The 10,524-nt window shown below is 59.7% G+C and carries 10 protein-coding genes and 1 pseudogene; 5 read left to right on the top strand and 6 right to left on the bottom strand.

Annotated elements, in window-relative coordinates; genetic code table 11:
- Positions 1-10: 10 nt before the first annotated feature.
- Both glpK and INT12_RS15895 read right to left on the bottom strand, forming a co-directional pair.
- A complete protein-coding gene (glpK, locus tag INT12_RS15890; protein ID WP_017844614.1) occupies positions 11-1,516 on the bottom strand; it encodes a glycerol kinase GlpK in 1,506 nt (501 codons plus the stop codon).
- A 79-nt stretch (positions 1,517-1,595) separates the two neighbouring features.
- Positions 1,596-2,450, bottom strand: coding sequence for an MIP/aquaporin family protein (locus tag INT12_RS15895; protein ID WP_026139753.1), 855 nt, complete (start codon positions 2,448-2,450; stop codon positions 1,596-1,598).
- Positions 2,451-2,777: 327 nt separating this feature from the next.
- On the opposite strand from INT12_RS15895, the gene ybaK reads away from it, so the two are divergent.
- Positions 2,778-3,248: a Cys-tRNA(Pro) deacylase gene (gene ybaK / locus INT12_RS15900; protein ID WP_193040461.1), complete on the top strand. Its 471-nt coding sequence runs from the start codon at positions 2,778-2,780 to the stop codon at positions 3,246-3,248.
- Between the two features lie 24 nt (positions 3,249-3,272).
- On the opposite strand, the gene INT12_RS15905 is transcribed toward ybaK, so the two are convergent.
- Both INT12_RS15905 and argF read right to left on the bottom strand, forming a co-directional pair.
- Positions 3,273-4,382: an ABC transporter ATP-binding protein gene (locus tag INT12_RS15905; protein ID WP_017844617.1), complete on the bottom strand. Its 1,110-nt coding sequence runs from the start codon at positions 4,380-4,382 to the stop codon at positions 3,273-3,275.
- Complete coding sequence (gene argF / locus INT12_RS15910; RefSeq protein WP_026139754.1) at positions 4,379-5,299, bottom strand: ornithine carbamoyltransferase; 921 nt, start codon at positions 5,297-5,299, stop codon at positions 4,379-4,381. The genes INT12_RS15905 and argF overlap by 4 nt, the downstream gene beginning before the upstream one ends.
- Positions 5,300-5,732: 433 nt before the next feature.
- On the opposite strand from argF, the gene INT12_RS15915 reads away from it, so the two are divergent.
- A complete protein-coding gene (locus INT12_RS15915) occupies positions 5,733-7,841 on the top strand; it encodes a molybdopterin oxidoreductase family protein (RefSeq protein WP_193040460.1) in 2,109 nt (702 codons plus the stop codon).
- An 86-nt stretch (positions 7,842-7,927) separates the two neighbouring features.
- On the top strand, positions 7,928-8,266 hold the full coding sequence (gene grxD / locus INT12_RS15920; protein ID WP_046384543.1) for a Grx4 family monothiol glutaredoxin: 339 nt from the start codon (positions 7,928-7,930) through the stop codon (positions 8,264-8,266).
- Between the two features lie 171 nt (positions 8,267-8,437).
- Here the strand turns inward: grxD and bfr are convergent, their stop codons facing one another.
- A complete protein-coding gene (bfr, locus tag INT12_RS15925) occupies positions 8,438-8,908 on the bottom strand; it encodes a bacterioferritin (protein WP_017844621.1) in 471 nt (156 codons plus the stop codon).
- 201 nt (positions 8,909-9,109) lie between these two features.
- Positions 9,110-9,328, bottom strand: coding sequence for a bacterioferritin-associated ferredoxin (locus tag INT12_RS15930; RefSeq protein ID WP_026139755.1), 219 nt, complete (start codon positions 9,326-9,328; stop codon positions 9,110-9,112).
- 245 nt (positions 9,329-9,573) lie between these two features.
- On the opposite strand from INT12_RS15930, the gene INT12_RS15935 reads away from it, so the two are divergent.
- On the top strand, positions 9,574-10,176 hold the full coding sequence (locus INT12_RS15935) for a peroxiredoxin (RefSeq protein ID WP_017844622.1): 603 nt from the start codon (positions 9,574-9,576) through the stop codon (positions 10,174-10,176).
- A 116-nt stretch (positions 10,177-10,292) separates the two neighbouring features.
- Positions 10,293-10,524: pseudogene (locus INT12_RS15940) on the top strand (IS110 family transposase); the annotation flags it as partial.

Consider the following 10,524-nt stretch of genomic DNA (forward strand, 5'->3'; position numbering starts at 1 on the left):
GGTGAAGGGCTTATTCAGCGCCTTCGTGAGGTTCCCAATCACGGGTGCGGCTCACCGCTTTTTGCCAGCCGGCGTAGAGTTTCTCCTTGGCCGCTTCTTCGAGCTGGGGTTCGAATTCGCGCTCGATCACCGCTTTGCCGCGCAATTCCTCCAGACTGCCCCAGAAGCCGCAGGCCAGGCCCGCCAGGTAGGCGGCGCCGAGTGCCGTGGTTTCGCGCATTTGCGGGCGTTCGACCTGGGTGCCGAGGATATCGGCCTGGAACTGCATCAGGAAGTTGTTGGCCACTGCGCCGCCGTCCACGCGCAGGGATTTAAGGCGTTCGCCGGAGTCCTGCTGCATCGCGTCCAATACGTCGCGGGTCTGGTAGGCAATCGACTCCAGAGCTGCACGAATAATGTGATCCACGCGCACACCACGGGTCAGGCCGAACAACGCGCCACGGGCATACGGGTCCCAATACGGCGCGCCCAGGCCGGTGAACGCGGGCACCAGGTACACGCCGTTGCTGTCCTTGACCTTGCCGGCGAAGTATTCGGTGTCGTGGGCGTCGTTGATGATTTTCAGCTCGTCGCGCAGCCACTGTACGGTGGAACCACCGTTGAACACGGCGCCTTCCAGGGCGTAGGCCACTTCGCCACGCGGGCCGCAGGCGATGGTGGTGAGCATGCCGTGCTTGGATTTCACCGCTTTGTCGCCAGTGTTCATCAGCAGGAAGCAACCGGTGCCATAGGTGTTCTTGGCCTGGCCCGGTTCCACGCACATCTGGCCGAACAGCGCGGCCTGCTGGTCACCGGCGATGCCGCCGATGGCAATGCCACTCTTGGTGCGGCCGTAGATTTCCGACGACGATTTCACTTCTGGCAGCATTTCCCGTGGCACATCGAGGATGTCCAGCATCTTCGCGTCCCACTCCAGGGTGTGGATGTTGAAGAGCATGGTGCGCGAGGCGTTGGTGTAGTCGGTGACGTGGGTCTTGCCGCCGGTGAATTTCCAGATCAGCCAGCTGTCGATGGTGCCGAACAGCAGCTCGCCGTTGCGCGCACGTTCGCGGCTGCCTTCGACGTTATCGAGAATCCACTTGAGCTTGGTGCCGGAGAAGTACGGGTCGGTGACCAGGCCGGTGGTATCGCTGATGTATTGCTCGTGGCCATCACGCTTGAGCTGCTGGCAGATCTCGGTGCTGCGGCGGCACTGCCAAACGATGGCGTTGTAGATCGGGCGGCCGGTGACTTTGTCCCAGACCACGGTGGTTTCGCGCTGGTTGGTGATGCCGATGGCGGCGACCTGGTCATGGTGCAGGCCGGCCTGGGCCAGGGCTTCGACCATCACCGCGCTCTGGGTCGCGAAGATTTCCATCGGGTCATGTTCGACCCAGCCCGCTTGCGGGTAATGCTGGGCGAACTCACGTTGGGCGGTGCAGACCACGTTGGCGTCACGATCGAAGATGATCGCCCGGGAACTGGTGGTGCCCTGATCGAGGGCAATGATGTAGTTCTTATTCTGAATGTCGGTCATGTCGATTGCCTTGGACGAGAAATAAGGAAGTGGGTAAACCGCCTGGGCCACGAAGGGGCAGGGTGGACCAGGCTGGCTATCAGGAAATGCGGGTGTTGCCGTTGACGGCGCTGTCTTCGGTTTCGGCGACAGCGGGTGCGGCGCTTGGCAGGTGACGGGCAATCAGCCCGCGATACGCTGCAGCCCCCAGGCATGCGCCGACAATCGGTGCGAAAATCGGCACCAGGAAGTAGGGAATATCACGCCCGCCAGTAAAGGCCATTTCACCCCAACCGGCGAAAAAGGTCATCAGCTTGGGCCCGAAATCCCGTGCCGGGTTCATCGCAAAGCCGGTCAGCGGGCCCATCGCGCTGCCAATCACCGCGATCAGCAAGCCGATCAGCAGCGGTGCCAACGGGCCGCGTGGCAGGCCGTTGTTATCGTCGGTCAGGGCCATGATCACGCCCATCAGGATCGCGGTGATGACCATTTCCACCAGGAAGGCCTGGGCCGTGCTCAGCAGTGCATGGGGATAAGTCGAGAATACCGAGGCCAGTTCCAGGCTGGCCTGGGTGCCGCGCACCAGATGGTGGGTTTGTTCGTAATCGAAAAACAGGTTGCTGTAGAGCGTGTACACCAGGGCCGCGGAGCAGAAGGCGCCGGCGACTTGGGCGAGGATATAGAAGGGCAGTTTGCGCTTGTCGAAATCGGCAAAGAGACACAGGGCGATGCTGACCGCCGGGTTCAGATGCGCCCCGGAGATGCCCGCGCTCAGGTAGATCGCCATGCTTACGCCGATCCCCCAGATGATACTGATTTCCCATAAGCCAAAGCTGGCACCCGCGACCTTGAGCGCAGCGACACAACCGGTACCGAAGAAGATCAGAAGCGCAGTCCCCAGGAATTCGGCCATGCATTGGCTCGAAAGTGAAGGCTGTTGAAGTGCAGTTGTCATGGAAAACCTCAATTTGTTGTTCTTGTCTGGCGTCTGGCCTCAACGGGCCTTGCGCGATTTTCACCGTGTCGAGGATCCCCATCCCGGGCACGGCTTACTGCTGGAATGCTGCGGATGTATTCCTACAGTATTCGGAAACGAAAAAATATAGACAAGAATGACTGCTGTCAAAGGTCGAAAGTGAACTATCAGTCATTTTCGAACTATAGGTTTGATGAATAATCACGCTCGCCACAGTAAGTATTGCCATGAGTGAGGGGCGTACTAGAGCGTTTTGTGTGGGCTTGGCCTAGAATTAGCCATCCGTTTGCCACGCCTGGAGCGTCCATGACCCCTGCATTGGATTTGTTGAAAAAAGTTCGCGCCGAACATCGCATTCACAGTTATGAACACGATCCCAAAGCTGCATCGTATGGCCTGGAGGCCGCGGAAAAGTTGGGTCTGGACCCGGCGCAGGTGTTCAAGACCTTGCTGGCGAGCAGCGAGAAGGGTGAATTATTGGTGGCGGTGGTGCCGGTCGTCGGAAGTCTGGACTTGAAAGCCCTGGCGCACGCCGCCGGGGTGAAAAAAGTCGAGATGGCCGACCCGGCGGCGGCGCAGCGTTCCACTGGCTATCTGCTGGGTGGGATCAGCCCGCTGGGACAGAAAAAGCGTTTGCGCACCTTTATTGATATTACCGCGCAGCTGTTCCCGACGATTTTTGTCAGCGCCGGGAGACGGGGGTTGGAAGTGGAGTTGTCCGCAGCGGTTCTGGCCGAGCATACCCAGGCCACGTTCGCGCCGATCGGCCGGGCCTGAGTTCGAAGGCTGGAGCGGGTTTCTTCAGTTGGCCGGGCTGTAGCGCCGCACACCCGAATCGGTGTGCGGAATCTGCGCCGCCGTGCTGCCGGAAGCCCGGAACAGCACCAGGTGTTCGACGGCGACGCGGATCCCCACGTCTGCACCGACCTGATGGTCGGCGTGGCTGGGGAAGATCGACTCCAGCTGGGCACCCGTCGGCAGTTGCAGGCGGTACAAGGTCGAGGCGCCGAGGAACGTCTTGCCGACGATCCGCGCTTTCAACGCGCTGTCTGGTGCGTAGACGATGTCGTCCGGGCGCAGCAATACATCCACGGCGCCACCTGACGGCCAGCTATACGCGCGGTTGCCGCGCAGGTCGCCGAGCTCGGTGCTGACCGATTCCGGCGTACACAATTGGCCACGGATGAAATAGCCCTGGCCGACAAAGCTTGCGACGTAGGGTGTGAGCGGTTCGTGATAGAGGTTGTAGGGCGTATCCCACTGCTCCAGGCGACCTTCCTTGAACACACCGACGTGGTCACTCACGGCAAACGCTTCTTCCTGGTCATGGGTCACCAGGATCGCACTGGTGCCACGTGCCTTGAGAATCTCGCGCACCTCATGGCTGAGCTTGCGTCGCAGCTCGCCATCGAGGTTGGAGAAGGGTTCGTCGAGCAGCAACAATTGCGGCTCCGGCGCCAAGGCGCGGGCGAGGGCCACGCGTTGTTGCTGACCACCGGACAGCTCGTGGGGGAAACGCTTGCCCAGGTTCTTCAGGTTGACCAGCTCCAGCAATTCGGCGACCACGCGGTCTTTCTGCGGGTGCTTGCGAATGCCAAAGGCGATGTTGTCGGCCACGCTCAGGTGGGGAAATAGCGCGTAGTCCTGGAACACCATGCCGATGCGACGTTTCTCCGGCGCCAGGGTGAACCCTGCACTGGAGATGACTTCGCCGGCCAGGCTGATTTCGCCTTCGTGTACCGGTTCGAACCCTGCGATCGCACGCAGGGTGGTGGTCTTGCCGCACCCCGAGGAGCCGAGCAGGCAACCGATGTCGCCGGCGTTGAGGTGCAGGTTGAGGTTCTGTACCACCCGCTGATCTTGATAGCCGCATGCCAGATTGCGCAGGTTCAGCAGTAATGGCTTGCTCATGCGTGGTGGTACGCCGGTTCGACCAGAAATTCGAGCAGGGCCTTTTGTGCATGCAGACGGTTTTCTGCCTGGTCCCAGGCGACCGAGCGCGGGTCGTCGAGCAGATCGAGGCTGATTTCTTCGCCACGGTGGGCAGGCAGGCAGTGCATGAACAGCACGTCCGGCGCGGCCAGGTCGAGCAGGGCGCGGGTGACCTGGAACGGTGCAAACAGCTTCAGGCGCTTGGCGGTTTCGTCTTCCTGGCCCATGGAGGTCCAGACATCGGTGCTTACCAGGTGCGCGCCGACCACCGCGTCTTTTGGATCACGCAGGATCTGCACGCGACCATCGGCTTTGGCCAGGAATTCGGCGGACGGCTCGAAGCCTTCCGGGCAGGCGATGCGCAGGTGGAAGTCGAACTGGATCGCCGCTTCTATATAACTGTTGCACATGTTGTTGCCGTCGCCGATCCAGGCCACGGTCTTGCCCTGGATCGAGCCACGGTGCTCGAGGAAGGTTTGCATGTCGGCCAGCAACTGGCACGGGTGCAGGTCATCGGACAGGCCGTTGATCACCGGTACCCGAGAGTTCGCGGAAAACTCGGTCAGGGTGCTGTGGGCAAAGGTCCGGATCATCACCGCATCGAGCATGCGCGACATGACAATCGCGCAATCGCTGATTGGCTCGCCACGGCCCAACTGGGTGTCACGCGGCGACAGGAAGATGGCCTGGCCACCCAACTGGATCATGCCGGCCTCGAAGGACAAGCGGGTGCGGGTCGACGATTTCTCGAAAATCATCCCGAGCACGCGGTTTTTCAAAGGCTCGAACAGTACGCCGCGGTTACGCAGGTCTTTAAGCTCAATGCCTCGACGGATCACGCTGACCAGCTCTTCGGGCGTGCAATCCATCAGGGAGAGAAAGTGCCTTGCGCTCATCATTAACTACCTTTTTGCAACAGACCGCAGATACTCAAAGCCTTGTTTATTGTGAAAACGGGCGAGACCTGCGGCGAAAGCCGCACGGGGCGACGAAATAGGGGAAGGCGCGATCTTATAATTAAATGTCGCGTCTTACCAATAGGGCTACGGTGTTTAGGGGTGTTCAGACAGGCGCGAGAGCGCTTTTGAAGACGATTTCCTGACAGCAGCAGGTCATTTGTACACTGGCCCTGCGACCTTTTGCAATCCGCGAGGGCGGGGCCAGGCCAGGCTGCGTCGGTTTCAGGGGCACTTCGGCAGGTTTTGAAACATTTTCTCACGCTTGCCCATGGCCTGGCCTGATGCCCTTCGATTCACGCGACGAACGTTGCTGGTGCCCGCCGCAGTCGCGGCCCATAGTCAGGCCAAAGCCCTAATAAAGAGACTGGCCATGACCAAGACTCTCCACCACCGTGCCTGCCATCTGTGCGAAGCCATCTGTGGCCTGACCCTGGAAACCACCCAAGCCGAAGACGGCAGCCTGGCGATCACGTCGATCAAGGGCGACCCACTGGACACCTTCAGTCGCGGGCATATCTGCCCCAAGGCAGTGGCGTTGCAGGATATCCAGAATGACCCGGACCGCCTGCACCAACCCATGTTGCGGGTGGGTAGCGAATGGCAACCGATTGCGTGGGAAGACGCCTTCGCGCTGGTGGCCGAAAAACTGGCGGGCATCCAGGCTCGCTACGGACAGAATTCAGTGGCGGTGTACCAGGGCAATCCCAGCGTGCATAACTACGGGCTGATGACCCACAGCAATTACTTCCTTGGCCTGCTCAAAACACGCAACCGGTTTTCCGCGACGTCGGTCGACCAGTTGCCTCATCACCTCAGCAGCCACCTGATGTACGGCCATGGCCTGTTGTTGCCGATTCCGGATATCGACCACACCGACTTCATGCTGATCCTCGGCGGCAACCCGCTGGCGTCCAACGGCAGCATCATGACCGTGCCCGACGTGGAGAAGCGCCTCAAGGCCATCCAGGCCCGGGGTGGCAAAGTGGTGGTGGTCGACCCGCGGCGCAGCGAGACGGCGGCGATTGCCGATCAGCACCTGTTTGTACGGCCCGGTGGCGACGCCGCGTTGCTGTTCGGACTGCTCAACACGTTGTTTGCCGAAAACCTGACCCGTGCCAGTCACTTGCCAGTCGACGGCCTGGACGACGTGCGCCGCGCAATCGCCGGGTTTACCGCTGAGGCCATGAGCCGCCAGTGCGCGCTGCCTGCCGAGCAGATCCGCCAGTTGGCGCGGGATTTTGCCGCGGCGGACAGGGCCGTGTGTTACGGGCGCATGGGCGTTTCGACCCAGGCATTCGGCACGCTGTGCCATTGGCTGGTGCAATTGATCAATCTGGTCACCGGTAACCTGGATCGTCCAGGCGGCGCCTTGTGTACCACGCCAGCGGTGGACCTGGTGGCCTCCACCTCCGGCGGGCATTTCAATCGTTGGCAGAGCCGTGTGTCGGGGCGTCCGGAGTACGGTGGCGAGTTGCCGGTGTCGGCGTTGGCGGAAGAAATGCTCACCGAAGGTGAAGGACAGATCCGCGCCCTGGTCACCGTGGCTGGCAATCCGGTGCTATCGACGCCGAATGGTCGCCAGTTGGAGCAGGCCCTGGATGGGCTGGAATTCATGGTCAGCGTCGATCTCTACATCAACGAGACGACGCGTTATGCCGACCTGATCCTGCCGTCCACCTCGGCGCTGGAAAACGATCACTACGACACCACCTTCAATATGTTCGCGGTGCGCAATGTCAGCCGTTTCAATCGTGCGATCCTGCCCAAGCCTGACGGCGCGCTGCACGACTGGGAAATCTTCGTCGGCCTGGCCAAGGCGTTTGCCGCGCACACCGGGGTTGCGCTCAAGCCGACCCTGCCACCGGCGCAGATGATCGACTTCGGCCTGCGCGCCGGCGTGTATGGCGATACTTCCAGCCACCAATTGTCGGTGGCAATGCTCGCCGAACACCCCCACGGCGTGGACCTGGGCCCCCTGACGCCCAACCTCGCCGCGCGCCTGAAAACTGCGAATGGCCGGGTACAGGCCGCGCCGGCCGTGATTCTGGCGGACCTCGCGCGCTTCGCGGCGCAACCGCTGCCACCGGCCGACGAATTGCTGTTGATCGGCCGCCGCCATGTGCGCAGCAACAATTCCTGGATGCATAACTATCACCGCCTGGTGAAGGGCAAGCCCCGGCACCAACTGCTCATGCATCCGGAGGATCTGGCCCGCCGCCAATTGAGCGACGGGCAGCGGGTGAAGGTCAGTTCGCGCATCGGCATGATCGAGGTCGAGGTCGCGGCCAGCCTGGACATGATGCCAGGCGTGGTCAGCCTGCCGCATGGTTGGGGCCACGGGCGTCCGGGCGTGCAGATGACGATCGCCAGCCGTCAGCCGGGTGCCAGCGCGAACGACCTGACCGACGAGCGGCAGTTGGATGAGTTATCGGGCAATGCCGCGCTGAACGGCGTTCCGGTCCACGTAGCTGCGGCATAAGGTCTCCGAGCACCACGCTGGGATTTTGCGTTACAATGCGCCACCGTGCCGACCTGTGAGTCGCAAAGTTCCAGCCGAGGTGTTCCATGGATATCATCGAAACGATCAAAGAGCAGATTGCCAACAACACCATTCTGCTTTACATGAAGGGCTCTCCGAATGCCCCGCAGTGCGGCTTCTCCGCGAAAGCGTCCCAAGCCATCATGAAATGTGGCGAGAAATTCGCTTATGTGGATATCCTGCAAAACCCGGAAATTCGCGCGAACCTGCCGAAGTACGCTAACTGGCCAACTTTCCCGCAACTGTGGGTAGCCGGTGAGCTGGTCGGCGGCAGCGACATCATCAGTGAAATGTTCGAGAACGGTGAGTTGCAGACGTTGGTCAAAGACGCAGCGGCAAAAGCGGCAGCCCAGACTGAAGCTTGATTGGCCTGCAACAAAAAGCCCCGCTTCTCATACGAGAGCGGGGCTTTTTTGTACTTCATCTGTAGGAGCGAGCTTGCTCGCGAAGAACGTCAACGATAACGCGGGCCCCCTGATGGAATGCGGGGCCCTTGAGTTTTTCGCGAGCAAACTCGCGCCTACCGTGAATAAGGGTTATTCACCCATCTGCGATTGCAGGTAGTTCTCCAGGCTGACCTTGTCGATCAGGCCCAGTTGGGTTTCCAGCCAGTCGATATGTTCTTCCTGGTCTTCCAGGATATCTTCCAGCAGTTCGCGGCTGCCGAAGTCCTTGGTCACTTCGCAGTGAGCGATGGCGGCCTTGAGCTCGCTGTGGCTCTTGCGTTCGAAGCCCAGGTCGCTGCTGATCATTTCGTGGGTGTGCTCGCCGATGTTCAGCTTGCCCAGGTCCTGTACGTTCGGCAGGCCTTCCAGGAACAGGATGCGCTTGATCAGGGCATCGGCGTCCTTCATGGCTTTGATCGATTCCTTGTACTCACGCTTGCCCAGCTTTTCCAGGCCCCAATCGTCATACATGCGCGCATGCAGAAAGTACTGATTGATCGCGACCAGTTCATTGCCAAGGATTTTGTTGAGTTGCTGGATGACTGAGATGTCGCCTTTCATGATTGGGGTCCTGCCCTTTATTCGCGGTATATAAGCAGGAGTCTGCGTGGCGCACCCCTGAGTGTCAAACCTAAGTTATTGAATAATAAATGAAAATTAATCTGAATAAGAATGTTTATGTTCCGCGTCTTGGCCCTAACTAATTGAATTGCGGGCATAAAAAAGCCGGACACTAAGTCCGGCTCTTTAAAATACGTTGATTCAGGCGTGTGTAAATTCTGCTGAATAGGGCAGCGCGACCTGAGCTGTTTGCAGCTGCGTCAGGGTTTCCCGTACCACTTGCTTGGCGAGGCAAGCACATTTGCCACATTGGCTGGCAACGCCGGTCGTTTCACGCACTTCCTTGTAGCTGCAGCAACCTTCGTAGATTGCTTCGCGGATTTGTCCGTCGGTGACGCCAGTGCAGAGGCAGACATACATAAGGGAGAACCATCGCGGGTTTAAGGCTTAAGTGCGATGGATCTTAATGTTAACGAGAATGATTGTCAAAGTAGTTTTGCCGTGCTGGGCCGCGACTTTGCCTGTGCGCTGACGAACGGTTTTTTCAGTGTATGATGGTCGGTCTTCACGAAGCGTGACTGCGTCACAGGCTTGTCGCTTATGCGCGGCAGACTCGAGGCCGGTCCTTTTACTTCAATCGTCACCCCTGCATCAGGAGATATCCAATGAGCGTACTCGTCGGCAAACAAGCCCCGGATTTCGACGTACCTGCCGTTCTCGGCACTGGCGAAATCGTTGACAGCTTCAAGCTGTCTGAAGCCATCAAAGGCAAATACGGCCTGGTGTTCTTCTACCCGCTGGACTTCACTTTCGTCTGCCCTTCGGAGCTGATCGCTCTGGACCACCGCATGGACGATTTCAAGGCGCGTAACGTTGAAGTGGTCGCGGTTTCCATCGACTCCCATTTCACCCACAACGCCTGGCGCAACACTGCCATCAACGATGGCGGCATCGGCAAAGTCAAATACACCATGGCTGCCGACATGAAGCACGACATCGCCAAGGCCTACGACGTTGAGTCCGAAGGCGGCGTGGCGTTCCGTGGCGCGTTCCTGATCGATGACAAGGGCGTTGTGCGCTCGCAGATCATCAACGACCTGCCGCTGGGCCGTAACATGGAAGAGCTGATCCGTCTGGTCGACGCGCTGCAATTCCACGAAGAGCACGGCGAAGTCTGCCCTGCCAACTGGAAAAAAGGCGACAAAGGCATGAACGCTTCGCCAGAAGGCGTTGCAGCCTACCTGACCGAGAACGCCGGCAAGCTGTAAGCCACGTTTGCGGTAAAAAAAACCGGCCTGAGAAGGCCGGTTAATGAGATGGTCACCCCCAACACCCTGTGAGGGCTACGCTTTCACGGGGTGTTTTGTTTTCGGAGGCCATCATCATGAGCGAATCAGCACTGATCGGTATCGATCTCGGCAAACATACTTTCCACCTGCACGGCCAGGATAAGTCGGGCTGCGAGGTGTTTCGCAGAAAATGCTCACGAGCGCAGATGATGCAGTTTTTCGGCAATGTGCCGAGCTGTGTCGTGGTGATGGAGGCCTGTGCAGGGTCGCATTTTGTCGCTCGCCAACTGATGGCGATGGGACACACGGCCAAGCTGATTTCCCCGC

The organism is Pseudomonas sp. K8, from assembly GCF_014889455.1.
GTDB lineage: Bacteria > Pseudomonadota > Gammaproteobacteria > Pseudomonadales > Pseudomonadaceae > Aquipseudomonas > Aquipseudomonas veronii.

Excerpts from the sequence above, each read along its gene's own strand:
- glpK (WP_017844614.1), bottom strand. The coding sequence starts at position 1,516 with ATGACCGACATTCAGAATAAGAACTACATCATTGCCCTCGATCAGGGC.
- INT12_RS15895 (WP_026139753.1), bottom strand. The coding sequence starts at position 2,450 with ATGACAACTGCACTTCAACAGCCTTCACTTTCGAGCCAATGCATGGCC.
- ybaK (WP_193040461.1), top strand. The coding sequence starts at position 2,778 with ATGACCCCTGCATTGGATTTGTTGAAAAAAGTTCGCGCCGAACATCGC.
- INT12_RS15905 (WP_017844617.1), bottom strand. The coding sequence starts at position 4,382 with ATGAGCAAGCCATTACTGCTGAACCTGCGCAATCTGGCATGCGGCTAT.
- argF (WP_026139754.1), bottom strand. The coding sequence starts at position 5,299 with ATGAGCGCAAGGCACTTTCTCTCCCTGATGGATTGCACGCCCGAAGAG.
- INT12_RS15915 (WP_193040460.1), top strand. The coding sequence starts at position 5,733 with ATGACCAAGACTCTCCACCACCGTGCCTGCCATCTGTGCGAAGCCATC.
- grxD (WP_046384543.1), top strand. The coding sequence starts at position 7,928 with ATGGATATCATCGAAACGATCAAAGAGCAGATTGCCAACAACACCATT.
- bfr (WP_017844621.1), bottom strand. The coding sequence starts at position 8,908 with ATGAAAGGCGACATCTCAGTCATCCAGCAACTCAACAAAATCCTTGGC.
- INT12_RS15930 (WP_026139755.1), bottom strand. The coding sequence starts at position 9,328 with ATGTATGTCTGCCTCTGCACTGGCGTCACCGACGGACAAATCCGCGAA.
- INT12_RS15935 (WP_017844622.1), top strand. The coding sequence starts at position 9,574 with ATGAGCGTACTCGTCGGCAAACAAGCCCCGGATTTCGACGTACCTGCC.